Source organism: Candidatus Pelagibacter bacterium nBUS_44, from assembly GCF_051200895.1.
Classification (GTDB): domain Bacteria; phylum Pseudomonadota; class Alphaproteobacteria; order Pelagibacterales; family Pelagibacteraceae; genus Pelagibacter.
In genome coordinates, this window is sequence record NZ_CP172838.1 from 1,089,922 (window position 1) to 1,114,856 (window position 24,935).

Sequence of the window (24,935 nt, forward strand, 5' to 3'; positions counted from 1 at the left end):
TATGGCTGGAAATCCAATGACCCAATTCAATGTACATAGAATTGGACCTGAAATTAAAGTAGGAGCATTTGATATATCTTTTACAAACGCAAGTTTGTTTATGATTATAAGTTCAGTTGCTATTTTATTAATTTTTAATCTTGGCTCTAAAAAAAATTCATTACTGCCTAATAAAATTCAACTTTTGGCAGAACTAAGTTATACCTTTGTATCCAAAATGATTAATGACACTGCTGGATCAAAAGCAAAACCGTATTTTGCATTTATCTTTTCTCTTTTTATGTTTGTTCTTTTTTGTAACATGTTCGGAATGATACCTTATACTTTTACAGTAACTAGTCACATTATAGTTACTTTTATACTTGCTTCATTTATTTTTATTGGAGTTACAGTTATTGGATTTATAAAACATGGTTTTGGTTATTTAAAACTATTTGTTCCAAGTGGAGTGCCCGCAGTATTACTTCCTCTAATAGTAGTTATAGAAATTATTTCATATTTAAGTAGACCAATCAGTTTATCTGTAAGGTTATTTGCTAACATGATGGCTGGGCACACTATGATGAAAGTTTTCGGAGGCTTTGTAATAAGTCTTGGAATAGTTGGTGGATGGCTTCCACTGAGTTTTTCGGTTGCATTAACAGGTTTGGAGATACTAGTTGCTTTTCTTCAAGCATACGTTTTTGCAATCTTAACCTGCATCTATTTAAATGATGCATTAAATTTACACCATTAATTAACATAGGAGGATATAATGGAATTAGAAGCAGCAAAAATGATCGGAGCAGGTTTAGCAGCAATAGCTTTAGCTGGTGCCGGTGTTGGTATTGGAATAATTTTTGGAAATTATTTGTCTGGTGCTATGAGAAACCCATCAGCAGCACAGAAACAATTTCCTAATTTGCTTTTAGGTTTTGCACTTGCAGAAGCAACAGGATTATTTGGATTAGTAGTTGCGTTAATCATTCTTTTTGCGTTTTAAATTAATGATTAAAAAAATATATTTTCAGTCGATATTTTTTAGCTTCCTTTCTTTGGAAGCTTTTGCAGCTGAAAGCGGAGGTATGCCTCAATTAAATCCTGAATTTTGGATTTCACAAATTTTTTGGTTAACACTAACCTTTGGAATTTTGTATTTAGTTTTATCTAAATTTATCCTTCCAAAAATTGGTGGTAACTTAGAGTCTAGAAAATCCCAAATATTAGAAAATATTGAGGCTGCAGAGAAACAAAGAGAAAGTAGTGAAGCAAAGCTTAAAGAGTATGAAGAAATTGTTACAAAAAGCAAACTTGAGGCTAAAAATATTTTTAATCAAGCAAGAGAAAAAGCATCAAAAGAAATAAATTCTAAAAAAGAAGTGCTAGATAAACAAATTGATGAGGAAATCGTAAAAGCTGAACAAGAAATTAAGACTCTACAAAGCGGTGCTGCTGATAAAATCAATAAGATAGCAATAGATACATCGTCTGAACTAATACAAAAACTTATTGGAGCTGAAGTAAACAATAGCAGCATATCAGCAATTGTTGATGATTTGTCAAAAAGAAGTGGAGATAAATATTATGGCAATTGATGCAACTTTTTGGGTAGCAGTATCTTTCATTATATTTTTTGGAGCTTTAATCTACATTAAAATTCCACAAAAAATTACAGAGATGTTAGATAAGATGATCTCTGATATTAAAAATGAGATTGATGAAAGTGAAAAATTAAGAACTGAAGCAAAGATACTACTTGATAATGCTCAAAACAAATTGGATACAGCACAATCAGTTAATAATGAAATTTTAGAAGAAGCGAAGAAAGACTCTGACAAGCTTATAATTGAATTAAATGACAAATTTCATAAATCATCAGAAATTAAAAAAAATTTAACTGAGAATAAAATAAGCCAGATGAAAGAAGCAGCTATCAAAGAAATTAAAGATGCATCAATTAAAATTGCTGTAGACTCAGTTAAAAAAATTATTACGACATCTATTGATAAATCTAAGCTTGATGCAGTATTTCAAAAAAACTTAGATGAAACTAAAGAAGAGTTAAAAAAAATTAACTCATAATATTCTTACAATTTTTTTAAAAAACTATAAATTATTAAAATGAATTCTATAGTTATTGGTTCCGGATTTGGTGGAATTGCTGCAGCTCTAAGGCTGAAAGCAAAAGGTCATAAAGTTACATTGGTGGAAAAACATTCTGATCTTGGGGGTAGAGCTAGGGTGTTTAGAAAAAATGGTTTTACCTTTGACGGCGGACCAACAGTAATTACTGCACCATATTTAATTAACGAATTATTTGAATTATTTAAAAAAAATCCAGGCGATTATATTAAACTTTCGCCACTTAAAATTTGGTACCAATTCATTTTTGAAGATAAAACAAAATTTGATTATTCAGGAGATGATTCGGAAATGAAAAATCAAATTCAAGAAATAAATACTGAAGATATAAAAGGTTATGAAAGGTTAGTAAATTTTACAAAAAAAATTTTTGATAAAGGTTTTGCTGAACTTGCAGATGTCCCTTTTGATAAACCATTTGTGATGATGCAACAATTGCCTGCACTTTTAAAACTTAAAAGTTATAAATCTGTCTATTCCCTAGTTTCTTCATATATTAAGAGTGAAAAATTGAGAAGAATGCTTAGTATGCACCCTCTTTTAGTTGGTGGAAACCCTTTTACAACAACCTCTATTTATGGACTAATTTTGTACTTAGAAAAAAAATGGGGAATACATTATTCGATGGGTGGAACTGGAAATATAATAAAAGGTTATGAAAAATTAATGAATGAGGTTGGAGTAAAGATATTAAAAGAAAGTGAAGTTACCAAAATAATTTCAAAGAATAATAAAATTTATGGCGTACAAATAAATAATCAAACTAATATAGATGCTGATAACGTGATTTGTAATGCAGATCCACCTGCTGTATATGAAAAATTGTTAAGTCAAAATAACAATAATTCACTCCTATTTAATTGGAAAAAAAATCGTATGGAATATTCTATGGGGTTGTTTGTATATTATTTTGGAACAAAAAAAATTTATGAGAACGTTGAACATCACACAATAAAATTTGGCAATAAATATAAAGAACATCTAGATGATATATTTGATAAAAAAAAATTAAATGAAGATATTAGCTATTATCTTCATAGACCAACAGCGACTGATAAGTCAATGGCCCCTGAAGGTAGCGATTGTTTTTATGTGTTAGTCCCAGTTCCTAACAATCAATCAAAAATTGATTGGGATATTGAAGGTGAAAAAATGAAAAAATTAGTGATAGGTAAAATGGAAAAAGATTTGTTGCCTAACCTTAAGGAAAATATTGTAGAAGATTTTTACCTTACACCAGATTACTTTGAAAAAGATTTGAATACTAAATATGGTTCTGGTTTTTCTATTCAGCCAAAATTTACTCAATCAGCCTACTTTAGATTTCATAATAAATCAGAGGTATATGATGGTCTTTACTTTGTTGGAGCAGGAACCCATCCTGGAGCTGGGGTGCCAGGTGTGTTGTCTTCTGCAAAGGTATTAGATAAAATCATATAATGGCTGATCAGAGTTATTTATCGATATACGCAAAATCATTTAATTGGGCAGGTTTTTTCTTGCCAAAACAAACTTATTTAAAATGTTCAGTTTTGTATGATTTTTGCAGAGTTGCTGACAATATTGCAGATAGCGATGAAGCAATTGAGATAAAAAAAATAAAATTTTTAGATTTTAAAAATAATTTTAATAATCAAAAATTTGATGATCCTATTATTAAAAATATGTGGCAACTTATAAATGAATTTAATATTCCCTTAAAAGTCGTTCATGACTTATTGGATGGAATAAATTCTGATATTCAAAAAAATATAAAATTGAACAAAAAAAAAGATTTATTACTCTATTCTTATAGAGTGGCAGGTACTGTTGGTTTAATGATGGCTAAAATTTTAAGAGTAAATAAAAAAAGCTCATTAAAATCAGCTATTGATCTTGGTATTGCTATGCAATTAACAAATATATCTAGAGATGTTGTTGAAGATCTTAATTTTGGAAGATCTTATATAAATCTTAATTTTGAAGAGATAAAATCTACTATAGAACTTTCTGAAAGTTATTATGAAAACTCATTCTATTCAATCAAACAAATTCCTTTCACTTTTCGTTTTGCAATTTTAGTTGTTAGAAGAGTTTATAGAAAAATTGGTTATAAAATTTTAAAAAAACAAAATTTAGAAAATTATAAAAAATCTGGGAAAATTTATGTTTCAAACATTGAAAAAATAATTGAAACTTTGTTATCTATTTTTGACTTAATTAAGATATCACTTATAAGTAAAAACGATGATAATATTGAACATAATCATGATTTAATTAATGAAGTAATAAATTTAAATGAAAGAATTTGATTATATAATTATAGGTGGAGGTTGTGCGGGTCTCTCATTAGCATATGAAATGGAAATTTATGATAAATTAAAAGATAAAACTTTAGCAATCATTGAGCCAAGAGAAGAATATATAAGAGATAAAACTTGGTCTTTTTGGAAGGTTTTTTCACATAATTTCGATGACTGTATTAAAAAAAACTGGAATAATTTTACAATAAATACTCCAGATGAAACAAAATATGTAGATTGCCAATCTACCCCATATCAGGCAATTGATAGCGGTATGTTTTACGAAAAAATACTTTCAAAAATTAAATTAAATAAAAATATTCACTTTTTTAAAAGCATTAATGAACTAGATAAGTCAAATTCAATTGTATTTAATAGTGTACCTAATTTTGAAAACAAACAGAATGAGTTATGGCAGCATTTTTGTGGAGTTGAAATAGAAACTGATAAAGACTTTTTTGATGATGAAATATTTAATTTAATGGACTTTGCTTGTGATCAAAGAAACAAAGTTCATTTTTTTTATACGCTACCATTTACAAAAAGAAATGCATTAATTGAAACTACGTGGATATCCGAACTAAATGATGAAAAACTTAAAGATTATGATGAACAAATTGATGATTATTTAAGCAAACACCTAAATATCAGAAACTGTATAATCAATTTTAAAGAAACTGGTGCAATTCCACTTTTTAGACAAAAAAATAAAAATAAATTCAATGAAATTTACATAGGTTCAGCGGGAGGCATGACTAGATTAAGTACGGGTTATGCTTTTCTAAATATTCAAGAACAGAGCAGATATATAAGAGAAAACATAGAAAATATAAAAAATATAAATTTATTTAAAATTAATTCAAAATATGATTTTTTGGATAAAATCTTATTAAGAGTTCTTAAAAATAATTCTACTGAAATGAGTAATATATTTTTCAAGGTTTTTAATTCAAAACCTAAAACAGCTATTAATTTTTTATCAAATAAAAGCAGTTTTTTTGAAGATTTGGAAGTTATTCTAAAAATGCCTAAGTGGAAATTTTTAAAAGAATTAATTTAAAATGAACAATAAAATAAAAAAAATAAATCTAAATCATTCATTTATTTTTTTCTTTGTCGTAAATTTTTTTTGTGTTTTATCTTTTAAGTATAGTAATTTAGATATTTCATCAATTTTGTGTTTACTTTTAATTTTAATTATAGGTGTTTCCCATGGTTCATTAGACCATAATAAGGGAAAAAAACTGCTTGAGTTATTTAATATAAAATCAAATTATATATTCTACATTACATATATTTTAGTTTCGACGGCAGTCATAATAACTTGGATACTATTGCCATCAATGACTTTATTTTTTTTTTTAATAATCGCCTCCTACCACTTTGGTAAAGAGGATACGCAATTTTTGATTAATGATAGATCTTATTTCACTCAAATGCTTTATTTTTTTAAAGGATTTTTAACTATACTTGCTCCCTTGTATTTTCATTTTCAGGAAACTATAGCGATTTTCAAATTATTATTAATTGATAATGAGATGTTTTATTTAAGTTTAAATTTTATTGAGACAAATAAAGTAATTCAAATAGGAATAATCTGCAGCACCTTATCTAGTATTTTTTTTTTCATAAAGAATTTTGAAATAAAAAAATTTGTAATTTTTTTAGATTATTTTTCAATTTTAATATTAAATTACTATTTATCTCCCCTGCTAGCTTTTACTGTTTATTTCTGTTTTTTACATTCAATTAGACATTCAATTTCACTAGCTATCGAGCTTGATCCATATAGTGTAGTTAATGGATTTAAATTGTTTGTTAAAAAAGCTTTACCTTTGACAATTTTGACAGGTGTTTTTTCTTTTATTGCACTGTATCTACTAAGTAATTCATATAATTTAGATAGTGCAATTTTAAAAATAATATTTATAGGTTTGGCGTCTTTAACCTTTCCGCATATATTGCTGGAATATTTTTTAGAAAAAAATGAAAAATAAAGAATTAAAAATATTATTATCTGCACCTCGTGGTTTTTGTGCTGGTGTTGAAAGAGCTATAGAGATTGTAGAAAAATCAATTCAAAAATATGGTGCACCAGTTTATGTCAGACACGAAATTGTTCACAATAAATTTGTTGTTGATGATTTAAGAAAAAAAGGAGCTATTTTTGTAGAAGAGCTTGAAGAAATAAAAGATAAGTCAAGACCAGTTATATTTTCAGCTCATGGGGTACCCAAAAAAATACCAGAGGATGCTAAGAATTATAACTTGACTTATGTGGACGCAACATGTCCGTTGGTTTCTAAAGTACATAGAGAAGCTGAAAATTTAAATAAAGCTGGGTACCATATAATTTTAATTGGTCATAAAAATCACCCTGAAGTTATAGGTACTATGGGTCAATTACCTAAAGGATCAATTGATCTCATCCAAAATGAAGAAGAAGCAAAAAATTATGATAATAATGAAGATAAAAAAATTGCTTTTGTTACTCAGACAACCTTATCCGTGGACGATACAAAAGAAATAATTAAAATTTTAAAAAAAAGATTTGAGAATATACGAGAGCCTAAAAAAGAAGATATTTGTTATGCAACAACTAATAGACAAATGGCTGTTAAAAATATAGCTAAAAATTGTGACATGTTTTTTATAATAGGTAGTAGAAATTCTTCAAACTCAGTCAGGCTAGTAGAGGTAGCCAAAAAATCTGGTTGTGAAAATTCAATACTGATCTACTCGGATGTAGAAATACCTTATGATAAAATTCAAAACGTAAATACGATTGGTGTTTCATCAGGAGCATCAGCTCCTGAAATATTAGTGGATAATTTTATCAATAATTTAAAAAATAGATTTACTGTCAAGATAGATGAAGTAGAAATAATTAAAGAAAACGTAGTATTTAAAATCCCAAAAAAATTAAATTAAATGGCTGTTTACACAAAGATTAATAAGAAAGACATTGTTTCAATTAATGATCAGTATGAAATTGAAAAAATTACTCACTTTAAGGGTATTAAAAAAGGAATTGAGAATACAAATTACTTATTAAAAACGAAAAAAAATAAGTTTATTTTGACAATTTTTGAAAAGAGAGTTTCAAACAAAGAAATACCATTCTTCATGAGGCTAATGGAAACACTTAATAACTCTAATATTAATTGTCCAAAGCCTTTAAAAAGTAAAAATGGTTCAGTCTTAATAAAATTAAAAAATAAAAAAGCATGTATCGTTTCATTTATAAATGGAAAAGATAAAATTAAATTAAATCTAAAAAATTGTTTTGAAATTGGCAAAGTAATTGCAAATATTCATGAAATTACGAAAAATATTAAAATATCTAGAAAAAATTCAATGGGTATAAAAGAGCTAGAACCATTATTAAAAAGAATAAAATTTAAATCAAAAAAATTTGCTAACTTACAAAAATTTTTAACAAACAATTTAAAAGAAATTAAAAAAAATTGGCCCTCAAAACTTCCTCAGGGGGTAATACATGGAGATTTATTTATAGATAATATTTTTTTTAATAAAGATAAATTATCAGGAGTAATTGACTTTTACTTTGCTGCAAACGATTATTTTATGTATGAAATTGCAATTTGTATTAATGCTTTATGCTTTGATTTTAAAAAATCAAAATTTATAATTAATAAACAAAAAGTTAAAAACTTAATTAAAGGATATGAGAGTATAAAAAAAATCTCTTTGAAAGAAAAAAAGTCATTAAATATTTTATGTAGAGGTGCAGCGATTAGATATTTGCTTACTAGACTATATGATTATTCAAATACTCCCAAAACAGCATTAATTCAAATTAAAGATCCAAATGAATACTATCAAAAACTTATCACACATAATAATTTAGGTTCGTATAAAAATTATTTAATCTAATGATTGAAATTTATACAGACGGTTCTTGCTTAACAAATCCTGGAAATGGTGGTTGGGCAGCAATCATAAATAAAGACGGTGAAATTACAAAAATTAGCGGTAATGAAAAAAATACCACAAATAATAGAATGGAATTAATAGCCCCAATTAATGCTTTAAAAAATATGGATGCTGACTCACAAATTAAAATTTATACCGACTCTCAATACGTAAAGCTTGGTATAACTGAATGGATTAATAAGTGGGTAATTAATAATTGGCAAACATCAAAAAAAGAAGACGTAAAAAACAAAGATTTATGGATTAAATTATATGATCTTAATAAATCTTTAAGTGTTGAATGGCACTGGGTAAAAGCACATGCTGGTAACCCAATGAATGAAGAAGTTGATTTATTAGCTAAAAAAGCAGCAAATTTAGACTAATTTTATAAAATTTTCAGCAGCAGAAATTTCACAAGAACCAGCATCTTCCTCCTCTTGTAATTTGGTAACCTTTAAATTATCAACCAGCATTGTATATCTATTGGACCTAACACCAAGTCCTCTTGCGCTTTTATCTACATCCGCACCAATAGCTTTAGTAAAGTTTAAAAAAGGATCTCCAACCATTAAAATTTTTTCACCCACATTATGCTCTTTACCCCACGCATTCATTACAAATGGATCATTAACTGAAATACAAATGATATGCTCAATACCTTTTTCTTTATATTGTTCAAACATATTTACATAGCCAGGCAAATGTTTTGCGGAGCATACTGAGGTATAAGCACCTGGCAGGCCAAATATAACTACTTTTTTATCTTTTAAAAATTCTTGTATTCTTATTTTATTAGGACTTCCATTTTCCATAACAAAAACTTCTGAATTTGGTATTTGATCGTTTTCTTTTATATTCATTGAATTCTTTCTTTTATATGTTTTTTTACTTTATCAACGTCGTTTTCAATGATGTCGAATTTCTCTTCTTCATTCAAAACAAACATTAACTCTTCAGGAAGATCTGCTTTTAAATTTATAGCTTTTTTAATTGCATCTGGAAATTTACACGGGTGTGCTGTTGCTAAAACTATATTGTTTCCATTTAAATTAATTTTGTCAAATACCCCATAACCTATTGCGCTATGTGGATCTAAGACAATACTATATTTCTCATAAACCGTATTTATAGTTTTTAAAACTTCTTCTTCACTCATTCTTGATGATAAAAAATTATTATTTATTATATTCAATTTTTTCTGATCAATTATATATTTACCATTTTCTTTAATATTTTTCATTACCTCTGCTGTCTGTATATCATCACCATCATTTAAATCATAAATCAGCCTTTCAAAATTACTAGCTATTTGTATATCCATACTAGGTGATATTGTCTCATGAACTTTTTCCACTTCATAACTACCCTTTGAAATTGCTCTATGCAAAATGTCGTTTTGATTAGTTGCAACAATTAGCTTATTTATTGGAAGGCCCATTTTTTTTGCTAAATATCCAGCATAAACATCTCCAAAGTTACCTGTTGGCACAGAAAAATTTATAGGCTGCTTGTTATCTTCAACTAAAAAATAGCTATAAAAATAATACACACTTTGAGTAATAATCCTTGCCCAGTTTATTGAATTAACACCTGACATTTTTATGTCCTGTGAAAAATTCTTATCAGCAAACATTAATTTAACCAAATTTTGACAGTCATCAAAGTTTCCATTGATAGCAATATTAAATACATTTTGTTCTTTTCCAGTAGTCATTAGTTTTCTTTGAACTGGTGAAACTCGATTATGTGGATGAAGCACAAAAATATTAACATTTTTTTTTCCTTTAATTGCATCAATAGCTGCTGCACCTGTGTCACCTGAAGTAGCCACAACAATATTAAGTTTTTTATTTTCATTATTTAAATAATATTCATAGAAACTGCCTAAAAGTTGCATGGCAACATCTTTAAAAGCTAATGTAGGTCCATGAAATAATTCAAGTACAGATCGATCTCCAACTTTGACAAGATCAACCACATTTTTTTTTCTAAAAACTGAATAAGATTTATCAATGATTTTACTTAAATCATTTTCATTCATAAAATTACCAATGAATGGATAAATGATTTTTTTTGCTAATTCTTGATAATTAAGGTCTTTAAATTCATCAATATCACTTTTGCTAAATTTGTTAAAAGATTTTGGAATAAATAGACCACCATCATCTGCAAGTCCTTTTATAAAAACATCTTTGAATTCAAAAGTTTTTGAGCTGTTTCTTGTGCTTATGTATTTCATCTAATTTTTTTAAAAATATAAATATATTAATTGTAAAAAAATGGCTAATAAAAACCCATTTACAAATATAAACTAGTTAAGAATATAATTGTAAATTAATGACTTATTATCTTTTAACTTTGTCTTAAATTATATACCTTTTAAGGATAAAGATATAGGAGGTAAAATGAGTACAATTGGTCTAGTTGCAATGTATCTAATTATTCAGTTAGTGGTATTTTTTTCTATATTGTCAATTGATGTAAATCGAAATAGAAAGTTTTTAATACCAGCAAATGAAGTTGGGGCACCTGAAAATCCTAAAATTCTTAAAAAGACTTTTTATTCTATTGGTATTACGACTATTATTTTCACAATAATTTGCTTATTGATGAAATATGAATATTTAGATTTAAAAAGTATAATTAGTTAAAAATAAACTATCTATTAAAAACAATACAAAAATTAAAAATAAATACAAAATTGAGTAACCAAAAACCTTTTTTGCTTTTTTTAAATCAAATTTATTTTTTTTATATTTATAAAGATCGTAGCAAATAATGTTATAATAAACTGTAAGAATTATTGCTGGCACCAAATAAACAAATCCTGAAAAACCAATGAGATATGGAAAAATAATAACAGGCAGCATTAATAAAGAGTAAACAAAAATATATAATTTTGTTTTTTCAATACCATCGGTTAAAGGCAACATTGGAATCTTTGCTTTTTTATAATCATCAGCTTTATACAAACTCAATGCCCAAAAATGTGAAGGTGTCCAAAAAAAAATTATTAAAAAGTAAGCCAGTGGTTCTAAACTGATAGCATTAGTGGCTATAGTCCATCCTATAACGGGTGGCAATGCACCAGCAACTCCACCAATAACAATGTTTTGTGGCGTTTTTCTTTTTAGCCAAATTGTGTAGACAAAAAGATAAAAAAATATTGTAAACAACAATAAAGATGCAGATAAAAGATTTGAGAAATAATTCAATGCTATAACTGAAATAAATGAAAGCGCTATTCCAAAGATAAGCGCTTGTTTTCTATTAATTTTACCTGTGGGAATTGGTCTCAAGCATGTTCTTGTCATTAACGCATCTAAATCTGACTCATACCACATGTTTAAACACCCTGCTGCTCCAGCACCAATTGACACAAAAGCTATACTGATCATTGCGTCTAAAGTATTTGTATCTGAATTTGAGGTTAAAAATCCAACTGCACAAGTAAATATAACAAGAGACATTACTCTTGGTTTCATTAAAAGGTATAAAGATTTAATTAATTCATTTAAATCTAGTGGAGCAGTTTTTTTTCTAATCATTTAGGATAAACGACTATCAGATAAAATAGACCTATTCTACATTTATTAAAATAAACACTAAAATTAATACCATTCCAATAATAAGAATATGATTTCCTAAATCAAAAATTCCAATTTGTTTATTTTTTTTATCAATAAATTTTCTGCTAAGAGACATATTGTCATATGGATTAATTGTAATTGTAGGACCTTTATCTTTTTGTTTTTCTAAATTTAATTGAGTTCCAAACCATGTTGCGTAAATAAAAATTATAAAAAATATTAAAGCTCCCGCAAGTATCGTATATCCAGTCATAATGTTTATCCTCCAGTAAAAAAATATAATAATCTAGTAAAAACAGTATATTGTGCTTCAGCAACCATAAGAATAATAAAACAAGCTATTGCTGTCATTGGCCACAAAAGAACATTTACAAGGGCATACCTTTCCCAAAATAAATGCATAAAGAAAGCCATTATTAAACCAGCTTTTAGAAACATAAATGTTAAAATTAAAGACCATCTCAATAGTCCTTGGAATGCAAACCAATCAACCATATAAGAAAAAAAACTAAGTACAAATAACAATCCCCATATCCAAAGATAAATTCCTATCTTATGAGTTGTCGATTGTTCTTTATTTTCTATATTGTCCATAAATTATTTTACCATAAATAAAAGAAAGCAAATATAAACACCCACACCAAATCAACAAAATGCCAATAAAGACCTAAGATCTCTATTGCAACATAATCTGATTTCATTGTGGTAAAAAAGCCTCTTTTACCGTTATCAAAATCACCTTTAAAAACTTTTCTTGCAAAAATGAACAGAAAGATCACACCAATCGAAACGTGAGTTCCATGAAAGCCTGTAATCATAAAAAAGAAAGAGCCAAACTGTTTAGCTCCAAATGGATTTTCCCAAGGTCTAACACCTTCGTGAATTAATTTTGACCATTCAAATGCCTGCATTCCAACAAAAGTAAGTCCACCTATGGCTGTAGCTAGTATAAGCCAACCACACATTTTTCTATTTTTTTCATAACCGTACTTGACGGCAAGAGCCATAGTTCCGCTACTTGTAATTAAAACAAATGTCATTATTGCAATTAATAATAATGGAACAGGTACTCCGCCCACATGTAATGAAAATACTTCACTTGTGTTTGGCCAATCTACTACCGTTGAAGCTCTTCCTTTCATGTATGAAATTAAAAAACAGCTAAATATAAAAGTGTCACTTAATAAAAAAATCCACATCATGACTTTTCCCCACTGGACACCTTTAAACATTGTTTGATCAGAGCCAGTATCTTCAGCCATTCCTCGAAACCCTGGTTTAAATGTGTAGCCTTCTATTTTTGGATCAGACATAAATATTTATCCTTAAGTTTTTTCTACCTCAGCATTAATAACTTCGCTTGGTGGTGTTGTTTGGGTTATATAATCTTCTTTTGCTCCTGGTACGTTAAAATCATATGGCCATCTGTGAACAGCTGGCAATTTCTCTCCAAAATTACCGTGGGTTGGTGGTACGTCAGGTGTTAACCATTCTAAAGAATTTGCTTTCCAAGGATTTTTGCCCGCTGGTTTTCCAATTTTTATACTTGTTACAATATTATAAATAAAAATCAGCTGCGCAGCACCTACAATTAAGGCAGCAACTGTGATAAATTCATTCATGCCCGTAGCTGACGTTACGTAAGGGCTATCATACATTTCAAAATATCTTCTTGGCACTCCAATAAATCCCAAATAATGCATTGGAAAATAAATTGAATATGCACCTAAAAATGTAAACCAAAAATGCCATTTTCCTAATTTTTCACTTAACATTCTGCCAGTAACAAGAGGAAACCAATGATAAACTGCTCCCATAATTACCATAAGTGGAGCGATACCCATCACCATGTGAAAATGAGCTATTACAAAGTACGTGTCAGATAATGGAATATCTACAGCTACATTTCCTAAAAAAATTCCAGTAATTCCTCCATTTACAAATGTTATAATAAAACCTAAACAAAAAAGCATTACTACATTCATTCTTATATTTGCTCTAAATAACGTTATAATCCAATTATAAACTTTCAATGCAGTTGGGACTGCAATAATAAGTGTGGTTGTTGCAAAGAAAAACCCAAACCAAGGATTCATTCCACTAACATACATGTGGTGAGCCCAAACAAAGAAACTTAAAGCACCAATTCCAACAATAGCCCAAACCATCATTCTATATCCAAAAATATTTTTTCTAGCATGAACTGATATTAAATCTGATACTATTCCAAATGCAGGAAGTGCTACAATGTATACTTCTGGGTGCCCAAAAAACCAAAACAGATGCTGAAAGAGAACAGGACTTCCTCCTCCATAATTTAATACTTCCCCTGCCTGCATTATTGTCGGCATAAAAAAGCTAGTTTCAAGCATCTTATCTAAAGTCATCATGATCGCACTAACCAATAAAGCTGGAAAAGCTAACATGGCTAAAGCAGTTGCGGTAAAGATTCCCCAAATAGTTAAAGGCATTCTCATTAATGTCATACCTCTAGTACGAGCTTGTAAAATTGTAATTATGTAATTTAACCCCCCCATAGTAAATCCAATTACAAATAATCCTAAAGAAACTAACATTAAAATAATTCCCATATTTTCACCAGGTGTACCTGGCAAAATAGCTTGAGGAGGATAGAGTGTCCATCCTGCACCCGTTGGTCCACCTGGAACAAAAAAGCTAGCCATAAGAACGCACACTGCAATAAAAAACATCCAAAAACTAATCATATTTACATATGGAAAAACCATATCTCTCGCTCCAACCATTAAGGGAATTAAATAATTTCCAAAGCCTCCTAAAAATAGTGCTGTTAGAAAATAAACAACCATTATCATTCCGTGCATAGTTACAAATTGATAATAATGTTCAGCTGTAATGAATGGAACTAGATCTGGATAACCTAATTGTAAGCGCATTAACCAAGAAAGAATTAAACCAACTATTCCTGTAAACACGGCAGTAAGAAAATATTGAATACCAATAACTTTTGCATCCTGACAAAAAACCCACTTAGTGAGAAAACTATGACCATGATAAAGATCTTGATCAGGAACTTCTGCGGGTCTTACGTAATCAATATCTTTTGTTGTTTCACCAGAAGAACCAGACATGTTTTCTGAAGACTGTGCTTCGAGAGGTGTGTTTTGCTGGTTATATTCGTCTGACATAATTATCCTTTACATTATTTAATTGTTATTTTTAACAATTAATGTTGTTTTTAATTTATCATTTTCTTGTTTAGCAATTAAATCTGAAAAAGTTTCTTGTTCTTTAATCCAATTTTCATAATTGCTTTCACTTTCAACTATAACTGTTGCTCTCATGGCATAATGACCTACTCCACAATATTCAGCACATAAGACTTCGTACTCTCCTATTTTATTTGGCTCAAACCAATAATAAGAAATAATTCCAGGTATAGCATCCATTTTTGCTCTAAATTGTGGAACATAATAATTATGTAAAACATCCAGTGATCTTAATAAAATTTTTACTGGTCTATCTGTTTTTAAGTGAAGTACATCGTCTTGAATTAAAATATCATCTTTTCCATTTGGATCATCTAAATTTATTCCAAAAGGATTGTCATCACTAATTTTTGCAACATGAGCTGTTCCCAATATTCCATCTTCACCTGGCAATCTATACTGCCATCCCCACTGCCATGCATTCACTTCTACTTGCAGCGCATTTTTTGGGGTATTGATATAATTATTATAAACAATAAGCCCAGGCGCTAAAAGAGCAATAACTCCTACCGTAGTTGCAATTGTTAATATTTTTTCTAATTTATGATCTTCTGGTTTATATTCAACTTTTCGCCCTTCTTTATAAGAAAATTTTAGGATGCAATAAACCATAAACAAACAAACTAAAATAAATACGCCACCACCAATCCAAAAAGTTAAATTAATGGTATCATCCATTGCTCCCCAGTTTGAAGCTATATCTGTCCACCACCATGGAGTAAATATATGAAATAAAACCGAACCTATAATTACTGCTAAAAATATTATTCCTGCATGCATGCTATTTAATTTTATTAATTATCATAACTATAAAAAACAATAAGTTTTTAATCTAGAGAATAATTTATTATTAAAATTGATTTATATCAAATAAAAGCTCTATATAATAAATTTAATATGCTCGGTAAGATTGAAATTTTTATAATTATACTTTTTTTAGTTTTTTTATTTTATATTGTAATATCATTTGGTGCTGGTCAGTTCTCTAAAAATAAAAAAAACTTGGAAATAAAAAAATATTTAAGATCGGTAAATATTTTATTAATTTTTATAATAATTGTTGGAGCTATCTTAATGTTTTTTCTTTAAAATATTAACTAAGTAATGCTCGGCACCAAGCAATAACAGTATCATTAAATATATACATAATTAAAAAAAATACAATCCAAACAATTAGTAAAAAAGTCCAATAAAGCGATAAAGCATCAATACTTTTTTTTTCATTTATGATCTCATTTGTTTTAAGTTTATTAACTTTAGAAAAAATTTTACCCCAAAAAAATAATCCTCCTAAAAGATGCAATCCATGAAGTGCTGTAAAAATATAAAAAGATGAAAAGTAATTATTTGTAGAAACATAATTGCCACTTTCCATTAATTGAAACCAAAAAAATATTTGTCCAAATAAAAAGGCATAGCTTAAAAAACCAACTATAAGTAAATTACTTTTAATTTTTTCAAATTTATTATTTTTTAAATTTTTTGTAATTTTGTTAAAAAAATAAGTTACAAATAATAGAACTAGAGTATTTAGCCATAACAAATTTGGTTTCAATAAATACCCAGTATCTTGACTCACGGGTATGCTATAAAGGTATCCTGTCACAAGCAAAGTAAAAAGTACTGTGCTCATACCAAATATAACTATTACTGCTGATGTTTGTAGTGATATATCAAAAGTTTTTCCTTGATGATAATTGTCGGTTTCCATCTGTTCTTTTTCCCAAGGCTTATGAGACAAAGTGCCAAAAAGTTTTTTAAAAAATTTAGACATAATTAAAATATATAATATATTAATTTATAAAATATGAAATTAAAGACATCAATAACTATACTGGGTGGTTGTTTTTTAATTTTCTTATTTATTATGCTGCCTATTGTATTGTCGATACAAGAAAAAAAAGAAGATATTGTTGCTTCATATAGCGGCTCAACATTTAATTTAAAAGATGTTAATAATGAACCAATAACAGAAAAATCTTTTCAAGGGCCATTAACTGCAATTTTTTTTGGTTTTACAAACTGTCCAGATGTGTGTCCATTGACTTTATCTAATCTTGACCAAGTTATCGAAAAATTAGACGATAATGATAATAAAAAATTTAAAGTCTTTTTTATAAGTATTGATCCAGAAAGAGATAGTCCTCAAGTAATTAAGGATTATTTAGATTCATTTAAAAATAAAATTTATGGCATAACTGGAGATCCTCAAAAAATATTTTTACTTTCAAAATCATGGGGTGTTTTAAGTGAAAAAATTTTTAATGAAGATGGTAGTTATTTAATCAATCATAGTTCTTCAATACTTTTATTAGATAAAGGAAAATATATTGATCGAATTAGTCATCATGAAAATTTGGATAATATTTTGAAAACGATTAAGAATTATTTATAAGATCTCAAAAATTAATATGTGTTTTTTCTAACATATAAATAAAATAAAAAAATCGACAGTGCTAAAGAAAACCAAGTAATAGCATACTTTTTATGACTATTTGGAATATTTACAGTAATAATTTTTGGCTTTGGTAATTCTAAATTATTATTTAAGTAAATTATGAATGGTGAAAAATTTTTATTTGTATATTTAAAAACATCATTTCTATCTAAAGTAAACCAATAATTATCTTTAATATCATTTACTGGCTTAAACTTACTACCCTTTGTTTGTTTTTTTAATGTTCCTAAAATAATTTTGTAATCAAAAATATCAATTTCTTGAGTATTTTTTTTATCAAAAGGTATCCATCCTCTATTTAGTAAAAAGTTTTTGTTATTAATTATGATTGGATTAACGACATTGAATCCTGGCGCACCTTTTTCATTTAAACTGTATAAATAAATTTGTTTATCAAAGTCTATAACTCCTGAAGTTTTAATTTTTAAATAGTCTTCAGGAACATTAGTCATTAAATCAACGGGTTCTTTTTTCAAAGAAACATCAATTTTATTTAATAATTCAAGTTTCCAATTTAACCTTACTATTTGCCAGGTACCTAAAGCTATAAATATAGATATGGAAAAGAATACAAAAATTGAAAATAAAAGTTTATTTTTCAAGGTTAATAATTAACTACCCCAGATATAGATTGCAGCAAATAAAAACAACCACACCACATCTACAAAATGCCAATACCATGCAGCAGCTTCAAAGCCAAAAAATTCACCTTCTTTATATTTTTCATTTTTAGCTCTCCACCAACACACAGCTAAAAATATAGTTCCTATAATAACGTGAAATCCATGAAAACCTGTTGCCATATAGAATACTGAACCGTAAATGTTTCCAGCAAAATCAAATTTTGCATGTTGATATTCGTAGGCCTGAAGTAAAGAAAAACATAAACCTAAAAAAACTGTGAGTGCCAAACCTTGAATAAAACTTTTTTTATCACCTTCTTCTAAAGCGTGATGAGCCCATGTGCAAGTAGTTCCTGATAGTAATAAAATTAATGTATTAATAAGTGGAATGTCCCATGGGTCAAAAGTTACTATATCTTTTGGTGGCCAAATATTTCCAACAAACTCATTTGGAAATAAACTTGTATTAAAATATGCCCAAAACCATGCTACAAAAAACATTACCTCTGAAGCAATAAAAAGTGTCATTCCATATCTATGATGAAGTTTAACAACAGGTGTGTGATAATTATGATCTACAGATTCGTTTATAATATCTCTAAACCACATGCTTGCTCCATAAATTAAAAGAATAAATCCGACATACATTGCCCACGAAACGTCAGTATGCATATAATAAATGCATCCAATCGCTAAAAAAAGACATGAAAACGAAACATAAATAGGCCAAGGACTTGGATCAACTAAATGGTAATCATGTTTAGGTTTTTCTGAAGACATATTCATTAATTATCAATTTTTAGCTGGTTCATAGTAGTCTGATGGAAAAAAGGTATAGGACAAAGTGACATCTTCAATATTTTTAGTACTTAAATCATTTACTATTTCGGGATCTAGATAAAAAGTTAACATATACATAGCTTTTTCACCTGGGTCTAATTTTTGTTTTTCAAAGCAAAAACAACCTATTTTTGCAAAATATTGTCCAAAGGAGGAAGGTGATACATTAAAGCTCGCTACGCCATAAGTAGTTTCATCACCGTAATTTTCTACTTCAAACTGAGCTCTACTGACCTGTCCTATTTTTACATCAATAACATTTTCTTTTATCTTAAAATTCCAAGGAAGTTTATTTACATTGGTATCAAATCTAACACTGATCTTTTTATCTAAAACTATCTTTGGAATATCTTTTGAAATTTGAGTAGTTCCCCCAAAACCCGTAACTCGACAAAATAAATCATACAAAGGTACAGCTGCAAACGAAAGACCTAACATTATACAAAATATTCCAGCTAAAATTATAGGTGTAAGTGTTTTTTTTTTATCACAACTGTCTATCAAACACTCCCACATTATAGAGAGTAAAAAAAAATAAAAATACCATAAAAGCGACTATTGCTAATGCAGTAAAAATATTTTTTCGTTTAGTCTTTTTATTTAGTGTTATCATAATATTTTATTTATTTAAATTTCATTAAAAACTTCAACAAAAAATTATAACTTAGTATTTTATTAAACAGTAGGTTTTTTAATACTTCCAGCATCTTCAAACTTTGGTAGTTCTTCAAAAGTATGAAAATTCGGTGGCGATGGTACGGTCCATTCTAAAGTTGTAGCACCCTCTCCCCATGGGTTTTTGGCTGCAGCTTTTTTTTTTGAAAATGAATAAATTAGATTAACAAAAAATACTAATAAACCGATCACTGATATATATGATCCAATAGATGATACATAGTTCCATCCAGCAAAGGCATCTGGATAATCAGCATATCTTCTAGGCATACCGGCTAATCCTAAAAAATGTTGAGGAAAGAATACTAGATTAACGCCAATAAAAGTTAACCAAAAGTGTAATTGACCTAAAAACTCTGAATACTCATATCCAGACATTTTTCCAAACCAATAGTAAAATCCTGCAAAGATTGCGAATACTGCACCTAGAGATAACACGTAGTGAAAGTGAGCAACAACATAGTATGTGTCATGCATTGCGGTATCAACACCAGCATTTGCAAGAACAACACCTGTTACACCACCAACTGTAAATAAAAATATAAATCCTAATGCCCAAACCATTGGCGTTTTAAATGAGATAGATCCACCCCACATTGTTGCTATCCAAGAAAATATTTTAATACCTGTTGGGACTGCTATAATCATTGTTGCAGCTAAAAAGTATGCTTTAGTATCTGTACTTAAACCAACCGTGTACATATGGTGAGCCCAAACAACAAAACCCACTATTCCAATTGCAACCATCGCATAAGCCATACCTAAATAACCAAATACTGGTTTTTTAGAGAATGTTGAAATTATATGACTGATCATTCCAAAGCCTGGTAAAATCAAAATATAAACCTCAGGGTGACCAAAGAACCAAAATAAGTGCTGGAACAAAACTGGATCTCCTCCTGTTTGTGCATCGAAAAAGGCGGTACCAAAATTTCTATCTGTTAAAAGCATTGTGATTGCTCCAGCTAAAACTGGAAGTGACAATAACAACAAGAATGCTGTAACTAAAATAGACCATGCAAATAAAGGCATTTTATGCAATGTCATTCCTGGGGTTCTCATATTTAAGATTGTAGTAATAAAGTTAACTGCACCTAAAATTGATGAAGCTCCAGCTAAGTGTAAACTTAAAATTGCAAAATCCATTGCGGGTCCTGGCTGACCAGCTTTAGAAGATAAAGGAGGATATATAGTCCATCCACCACCAACTCCTGTTTGACCTGGAGGGCCATCCATAAATATTGAAAGTATTAATAAAATAAATGAAGTTGGTAATAACCAAAATGAAATATTATTCATTCTAGGAAAAGCCATATCAGGTGCACCAATCATAATAGGCACAAACCAGTTTCCAAATCCACCAATCATTGCTGGCATCACCATAAAGAAAATCATAATTAAACCATGACCAGTAACTAAAACATTGTATAAATGATAATTGCCACCTAAAATTCCATCACCAGGATGCATCAGTTCCATTCTCATCAAAACTGAAAATGCTGTACCAATAACACCTGCAATAATTGCAAATATTAAGTACATCGTTCCAATATCTTTATGGTTAGTTGAATAAGCCCAACGCTTCCAACCAGTTGGTGTATGATGATCGTCGTGTGATGCAGTTTGTGTATACATATTATTTACTCGCTAGTTTTTTAAATTGATCTTCTTCTATAATTTCTTTTGCAAATTTAATTTTTGCACCCACTAACCACTCTGCATAATCTGCTTCGGAGACAACTCTTACAGTTATAGGCATAAATGCATGTTTAATTCCACAAAGCTCAGAACATTGTCCATAGTAAGTTCCAACTTTTTCAGCTTTAAACCAAGTCTCATTTATTCTTCCTGGAACTGCATCTCTTTTAACTCCAAAAGATGGTAGTGCCCATGCGTGAAGTACGTCATTTGCTGTTATTAAAACTTTAACTACTTTGTTAACAGGAACCACAACTTCATGATCTACAGTTAGTAGTCTTGGCTGATTTTCTTTAAGATCTTTAGTTTCAATCATGTATGACTCAAAAATAATATTTTCATCCGGATATTCATAACCCCAGTACCACTGATACCCTATCGCTTTAACAGTAACATCTGCTTTTGGAATTGTGTCTTGTTTATATAAAATTTTAAATGATGGAACTGCCAAAACAATTAAAATCAAACATGGAATTAAAGTCCATAAAATTTCAACAGTAACATTATGTGTTGTTGTCGATGGATTAGGATTTCTTGAAGCTCTAAACCTAATAGACACGTAAATCATCAAAAATAATACAAAGACACTGATTGCAATTATAATAGGTAGTAACAAATTATCATGAAAATTAACTATCTCTCTCATTGACTGGGATGCAGCGTCTTGAAAACCTAATTGCCAGTCTTTAGGTTGGTTAGCAAGTGCGTTTGATGAATAAAAAATAGTTAGAAATATGTATAAAAATTTTTTCATTTTTTTACCCTATATAGATCGTCTTTTGAAAAAATAAACTTTACTTTTCGCGACAAAATATCAATTTATTGCGTAATTTATGATCGATATAGCGGAAATTATAGCTGTTTCTGATCTAAGTATGTTTTCATTAATTTTAATTGGTTGAACACCCTCAAATTTAAGAATCTGTTCTCTTTCCAATTCAGAAAAATCTCCCTCTGGTCCAATTATTACACAAGTTGGTTTAGGCGTTATTTGATTTGTATCAATTTTATTATTTTTTGAGTTTAAATCTGTGAATATTAAATCCATGTTTTTATTTTTCAAAAAAGATTCCAAAGATTGAGTGTCTTCGATTAAAGGAACGTTAATTCGATTAGATTGCTCGGTTGCTTCAATAATGACTTTTTCAACTCTCTCTTTATTAATCTTACGAACAATAGTTCGATCAAATATTATGGGTAAAAACTTTGTAACACCTAACTCTGTAGCTTTTTGAATCATAAAATTAAAATAGTTTGATTTAATGGGTGAAAAAGCAAGCCATAATTCTTTGGAGTTTTCTTTTTGTCTTAATTGATTGGTGATATTAAATTCAACAATACTTTTTGAAATACTTAAAATTTTTGCTTCCCATTCTCCACTGCTATTAAACAAAGAAAAAACTTCATTTTCTTTAACTCTCATTACTTTGCTCACATAATGAGATTGTGATTTATCAAGTTTAGCTGTTAAATTAAGTGATAAACTTTCACTATAAAATAATCTAATATTACTCATTAAGATAAGTTTAATTATGAAAAATATTAAAGCAATAATTTTTGATGCTTATGGCACATTATTTGATGTCAACTCAGCGGCAGAAAAATACAAAGAAAAAATTGGTGATAAGTGGGAAGGTTTTGCAAATTATTGGAGAACAACTCAACTAGAATATACTTGGCTTAGAAGTTTGATGAAAAGACATAAAGATTTTTGGCAAGTGACTGAGGATAGTTTGGATAAGTCAATGCAAGCTTATAAAATTGACCTCTCGATGAGAAATGAGTTGTTAGATCTTTATAAAATTCTTTCACCATTTTCTGAAGTTACAGAAGTTTTAAAATCACTTAAAGAAAAAAAATATAAACTAGCTATTCTCTCAAACGGCACACCCACCCTTCTCAATCAATTAGTTGAAAGTAATAATTTAGAAAATATTTTTGATGATATTTTTTCAATCGAACAAGTAGGAATTTATAAACCAGACTCAAAAGTTTACGATATGCCAATTAACAAATATCAAATTAAAAAAAGTGAAATTGCTTTTTTAAGTGCAAACACTTGGGATGTATCAGGAGGAGGAAATTATGGTTACAATTCTATTTGGGTAAACAGAAATAATAATATTTTTGATAACCTTGATTACCAACCAAAGTTAGAAATCAAAAACTTAAAAGATCTGTTACCCAATATAAAATCTAATTAAAATTAAGCCTTATCTCCATAATCAGTCATATGTTTTGGAATTCTTTTATTCTTTCCATACATAAAATGATTTTCCATTTTTTCTCTATATTTACTTGCTGGAACAGTTAATCCAACTGATTCTGCAACTTCCCTAATCAGCATTGAATTAGCTCCACAGCAAACACCAAGATAATTTATCCCTAAATCATTTGCCTCTTTTGCAAATTGACCTATTTCATATCTATTACAAAAATGTGGGTCTAAAGCTGTTGGGAATGTTCTTCCATGTGGAGAAGGACAGCCGCAATCAGCTCTGTCAGGCAAATTAAAAAAAGTTGGAAACTTTTCATTAGTTCTATATGGAATTGGTAAAGCACCTACATGACATTTGACTGCTTTTCTAATCTCCTTTAAGTATGGCAACATTGTTGCTGGTCCTCTAAAACAATTTAAGCCCACAACATCAGCACCTCTTTGTTCTAGCTCTTTACATGTGTCAACTACAGACTTTCCATCTCTCATTTTATTTTCACCCATTGGAGAAATTGTTAGCACAGTTGGTAGATTAGCTTTCTTCATTACTTCAAGAGCTTTAAAAGCTTCTTCAGCATAATAAAAAGTTTCACCAATTAACATGTCCGCACCTTCATCAACTGCCCAACCAATCATTTCAGAAAACATGCCTTCAACTACTTTTTGTGCTTGTTTGTCGTCTTCCTTCCAAATATTTGAGTTAGAAATATTTCCAGCCATTAAATTTGGCTGAGATCCTTTAGGAGTATCCAAAGCAACCTTTTTTGCAATTTTTAAAGCAGAACGATTTAGTGGTTCAAGTAATTCCTCTTTACCTATAACTCGCATCTTTTCTCTATGTCCATTGTAAGTAAAGGCTTCAACAATATCAGATCCAGCATGTTGAAATTCTCTGTGCAAATTTTCAAGAACTTCTGGATGATCTAAAGATACCATTGGTACAAATTCTCCAGACGCCATATATCCACGTTTTTCTATTTCAAATAAAAAACCTTCAGCACAAATCACAGGCCCTTTATCTAGTCTTTCTTTTAGTGTATTTGTTTTCATTTTTTCTCCAATACAGAGTTAAGAGGCTAAAACTTTGATACAAATCAAACCAATATATTTTGAATTAGCTCTTCTCTCCTTTTTAGTGCTTTAGCAAAATGCTGGGTGCACAATACGATTCAAATACCCGATTTTAATTTGAGAAAATTTCAAAAAAAACCACCGGCTAAAGCGGTGGTTGAAGTGTCGCTTT

At 28.9% G+C, this 24,935-nt stretch carries 30 protein-coding genes and 1 riboswitch; of the genes, 14 read left to right on the forward strand and 16 right to left on the reverse strand.

The features are described 5' to 3' along the window. Window position 1 precedes the first annotated feature (1 nt). From ACIJYB_RS06105 to rnhA, 11 genes are read left to right on the forward strand one after another with little or no spacing between them, the layout of a single operon-like run. A complete protein-coding gene (locus tag ACIJYB_RS06105) occupies window positions 2-736 on the forward strand; it encodes a F0F1 ATP synthase subunit A (RefSeq protein ID WP_435085502.1) in 735 nt (244 codons plus the stop codon). An 18-nt stretch (window positions 737-754) separates the two neighbouring features. Beyond that, complete coding sequence (locus ACIJYB_RS06110) at window positions 755-982, forward strand: F0F1 ATP synthase subunit C (RefSeq protein WP_006997791.1); 228 nt, start codon at window positions 755-757, stop codon at window positions 980-982. A gap of 4 nt (window positions 983-986) precedes the next feature. Beyond that, window positions 987-1,574, forward strand: coding sequence for a F0F1 ATP synthase subunit B family protein (locus ACIJYB_RS06115; protein WP_435150598.1), 588 nt, complete (start codon window positions 987-989; stop codon window positions 1,572-1,574). Then, window positions 1,564-2,061 (forward strand): F0F1 ATP synthase subunit B family protein, encoded by a 498-nt coding sequence (locus ACIJYB_RS06120; protein ID WP_435150599.1) that lies wholly within the window; start codon window positions 1,564-1,566, stop codon window positions 2,059-2,061. Before ACIJYB_RS06115 ends, ACIJYB_RS06120 begins: the two co-directional genes overlap by 11 nt. 39 nt (window positions 2,062-2,100) lie before the next feature. Next, window positions 2,101-3,561 carry a phytoene desaturase family protein gene (gene crtI / locus ACIJYB_RS06125; RefSeq protein WP_435150601.1) on the forward strand — a complete coding sequence of 487 codons (1,461 nt, stop codon included), beginning with the start codon at window positions 2,101-2,103 and terminating at the stop codon, window positions 3,559-3,561. Then, window positions 3,561-4,412 (forward strand): phytoene/squalene synthase family protein, encoded by an 852-nt coding sequence (locus ACIJYB_RS06130; RefSeq protein ID WP_435150602.1) that lies wholly within the window; start codon window positions 3,561-3,563, stop codon window positions 4,410-4,412. The genes crtI and ACIJYB_RS06130 overlap by 1 nt, the downstream gene beginning before the upstream one ends. Then, window positions 4,399-5,463, forward strand: coding sequence for a lycopene cyclase family protein (locus ACIJYB_RS06135; protein WP_435150603.1), 1,065 nt, complete (start codon window positions 4,399-4,401; stop codon window positions 5,461-5,463). The genes ACIJYB_RS06130 and ACIJYB_RS06135 overlap by 14 nt, the downstream gene beginning before the upstream one ends. A 1-nt stretch (window position 5,464) precedes the next feature. Further along, window positions 5,465-6,400: a Brp/Blh family beta-carotene 15,15'-dioxygenase gene (locus tag ACIJYB_RS06140; RefSeq protein ID WP_435150605.1), complete on the forward strand. Its 936-nt coding sequence runs from the start codon at window positions 5,465-5,467 to the stop codon at window positions 6,398-6,400. Continuing rightward, complete coding sequence (ispH, locus tag ACIJYB_RS06145; RefSeq protein WP_435150606.1) at window positions 6,390-7,334, forward strand: 4-hydroxy-3-methylbut-2-enyl diphosphate reductase; 945 nt, start codon at window positions 6,390-6,392, stop codon at window positions 7,332-7,334. Before ACIJYB_RS06140 ends, ispH begins: the two co-directional genes overlap by 11 nt. Then, complete coding sequence (locus ACIJYB_RS06150) at window positions 7,335-8,300, forward strand: homoserine kinase (RefSeq protein WP_435150608.1); 966 nt, start codon at window positions 7,335-7,337, stop codon at window positions 8,298-8,300. Next, on the forward strand, window positions 8,300-8,725 hold the full coding sequence (rnhA, locus tag ACIJYB_RS06155; protein ID WP_435150609.1) for a ribonuclease HI: 426 nt from the start codon (window positions 8,300-8,302) through the stop codon (window positions 8,723-8,725). The genes ACIJYB_RS06150 and rnhA overlap by 1 nt, the downstream gene beginning before the upstream one ends. Here the strand turns inward: rnhA and ACIJYB_RS06160 are convergent. Together ACIJYB_RS06160 and thrC are read right to left on the reverse strand one after the other, a co-directional pair. Further along, a complete protein-coding gene (locus ACIJYB_RS06160; RefSeq protein ID WP_435150611.1) occupies window positions 8,717-9,202 on the reverse strand; it encodes a peroxiredoxin in 486 nt (161 codons plus the stop codon). The genes rnhA and ACIJYB_RS06160 overlap by 9 nt on opposite strands. Beyond that, complete coding sequence (gene thrC, locus ACIJYB_RS06165) at window positions 9,199-10,581, reverse strand: threonine synthase (protein WP_435150613.1); 1,383 nt, start codon at window positions 10,579-10,581, stop codon at window positions 9,199-9,201. The genes ACIJYB_RS06160 and thrC overlap by 4 nt, the downstream gene beginning before the upstream one ends. Before the next feature lie 166 nt (window positions 10,582-10,747). Between thrC and ACIJYB_RS06170 the strand changes: the two genes are divergently transcribed. Further along, a complete protein-coding gene (locus tag ACIJYB_RS06170; RefSeq protein ID WP_435150614.1) occupies window positions 10,748-10,993 on the forward strand; it encodes a DUF1467 family protein in 246 nt (81 codons plus the stop codon). Here ACIJYB_RS06170 and cyoE read toward each other — a convergent pair. From cyoE to ACIJYB_RS06205, 7 genes are all read right to left on the reverse strand, one after another. Then, on the reverse strand, window positions 10,973-11,890 hold the full coding sequence (gene cyoE / locus ACIJYB_RS06175) for a heme o synthase (RefSeq protein ID WP_435150615.1): 918 nt from the start codon (window positions 11,888-11,890) through the stop codon (window positions 10,973-10,975). The genes ACIJYB_RS06170 and cyoE overlap by 21 nt on opposite strands. A 31-nt stretch (window positions 11,891-11,921) precedes the next feature. Next, window positions 11,922-12,185, reverse strand: a complete 264-nt coding sequence (locus tag ACIJYB_RS06180) for a hypothetical protein (protein ID WP_435150617.1) — start codon at window positions 12,183-12,185, stop codon at window positions 11,922-11,924. A 5-nt stretch (window positions 12,186-12,190) separates the two neighbouring features. Further along, the gene (locus ACIJYB_RS06185; RefSeq protein ID WP_435150618.1) at window positions 12,191-12,526 is read right to left on the reverse strand and encodes a cytochrome C oxidase subunit IV family protein; all 336 of its coding nucleotides are present in this window, start codon (window positions 12,524-12,526) and stop codon (window positions 12,191-12,193) included. 8 nt (window positions 12,527-12,534) lie between these two features. Beyond that, window positions 12,535-13,245 carry a cytochrome c oxidase subunit 3 gene (locus ACIJYB_RS06190; protein WP_435150620.1) on the reverse strand — a complete coding sequence of 237 codons (711 nt, stop codon included), beginning with the start codon at window positions 13,243-13,245 and terminating at the stop codon, window positions 12,535-12,537. Window positions 13,246-13,257: 12 nt separating this feature from the next. Then, window positions 13,258-15,042 (reverse strand): cytochrome c oxidase subunit I, encoded by a 1,785-nt coding sequence (locus ACIJYB_RS06195; RefSeq protein WP_435152557.1) that lies wholly within the window; start codon window positions 15,040-15,042, stop codon window positions 13,258-13,260. Window positions 15,043-15,117: 75 nt separating this feature from the next. Beyond that, entirely contained in the window at window positions 15,118-15,960 is an 843-nt protein-coding gene (locus tag ACIJYB_RS06200) for a cytochrome c oxidase subunit II (RefSeq protein ID WP_435150622.1), read from the reverse strand. A 313-nt stretch (window positions 15,961-16,273) separates the two neighbouring features. Beyond that, complete coding sequence (locus tag ACIJYB_RS06205) at window positions 16,274-16,954, reverse strand: cytochrome c oxidase subunit 3 (protein ID WP_435150624.1); 681 nt, start codon at window positions 16,952-16,954, stop codon at window positions 16,274-16,276. 33 nt (window positions 16,955-16,987) lie between these two features. Here ACIJYB_RS06205 and ACIJYB_RS06210 point away from each other — a divergent pair, with 33 nt between their 5' ends. After that, window positions 16,988-17,575: an SCO family protein gene (locus ACIJYB_RS06210; protein WP_435150626.1), complete on the forward strand. Its 588-nt coding sequence runs from the start codon at window positions 16,988-16,990 to the stop codon at window positions 17,573-17,575. Between the two features lie 11 nt (window positions 17,576-17,586). On the opposite strand, the gene ACIJYB_RS06215 is transcribed toward ACIJYB_RS06210, so the two are convergent. The 6 genes from ACIJYB_RS06215 to ACIJYB_RS06240 all read right to left on the reverse strand — a co-directional run bounded on the left by ACIJYB_RS06215 (window position 17,587) and on the right by ACIJYB_RS06240 (window position 22,990). Next, window positions 17,587-18,240, reverse strand: a complete 654-nt coding sequence (locus ACIJYB_RS06215) for an SURF1 family protein (protein ID WP_435150627.1) — start codon at window positions 18,238-18,240, stop codon at window positions 17,587-17,589. A 9-nt stretch (window positions 18,241-18,249) separates the two neighbouring features. Beyond that, on the reverse strand, window positions 18,250-19,041 hold the full coding sequence (locus ACIJYB_RS06220) for a cytochrome c oxidase subunit 3 (RefSeq protein WP_435150629.1): 792 nt from the start codon (window positions 19,039-19,041) through the stop codon (window positions 18,250-18,252). Window positions 19,042-19,053: 12 nt separating this feature from the next. Further along, a complete protein-coding gene (locus tag ACIJYB_RS06225; RefSeq protein ID WP_435150631.1) occupies window positions 19,054-19,605 on the reverse strand; it encodes a cytochrome c oxidase assembly protein in 552 nt (183 codons plus the stop codon). A 171-nt stretch (window positions 19,606-19,776) separates the two neighbouring features. Then, the gene (gene ctaD, locus ACIJYB_RS06230) at window positions 19,777-21,411 is read right to left on the reverse strand and encodes a cytochrome c oxidase subunit I (RefSeq protein ID WP_435150633.1); all 1,635 of its coding nucleotides are present in this window, start codon (window positions 21,409-21,411) and stop codon (window positions 19,777-19,779) included. A gap of 1 nt (window position 21,412) precedes the next feature. Then, window positions 21,413-22,228, reverse strand: a complete 816-nt coding sequence (gene coxB, locus ACIJYB_RS06235; protein ID WP_435150635.1) for a cytochrome c oxidase subunit II — start codon at window positions 22,226-22,228, stop codon at window positions 21,413-21,415. Window positions 22,229-22,288: 60 nt separating this feature from the next. Next, complete coding sequence (locus ACIJYB_RS06240) at window positions 22,289-22,990, reverse strand: RsmE family RNA methyltransferase (RefSeq protein ID WP_435150637.1); 702 nt, start codon at window positions 22,988-22,990, stop codon at window positions 22,289-22,291. 16 nt (window positions 22,991-23,006) lie between these two features. Here ACIJYB_RS06240 and ACIJYB_RS06245 point away from each other — a divergent pair, with 16 nt between their 5' ends. After that, window positions 23,007-23,678 (forward strand): haloacid dehalogenase type II, encoded by a 672-nt coding sequence (locus ACIJYB_RS06245; RefSeq protein ID WP_435150639.1) that lies wholly within the window; start codon window positions 23,007-23,009, stop codon window positions 23,676-23,678. Window positions 23,679-23,680: 2 nt separating this feature from the next. Here the strand turns inward: ACIJYB_RS06245 and ACIJYB_RS06250 are convergent, their stop codons facing one another. Then, the gene (locus ACIJYB_RS06250; RefSeq protein ID WP_435150641.1) at window positions 23,681-24,742 is read right to left on the reverse strand and encodes a homocysteine S-methyltransferase family protein; all 1,062 of its coding nucleotides are present in this window, start codon (window positions 24,740-24,742) and stop codon (window positions 23,681-23,683) included. Window positions 24,743-24,814: 72 nt separating this feature from the next. Next, window positions 24,815-24,880, reverse strand: a riboswitch (SAM riboswitch). Window positions 24,881-24,935: the final 55 nt, after the last annotated feature.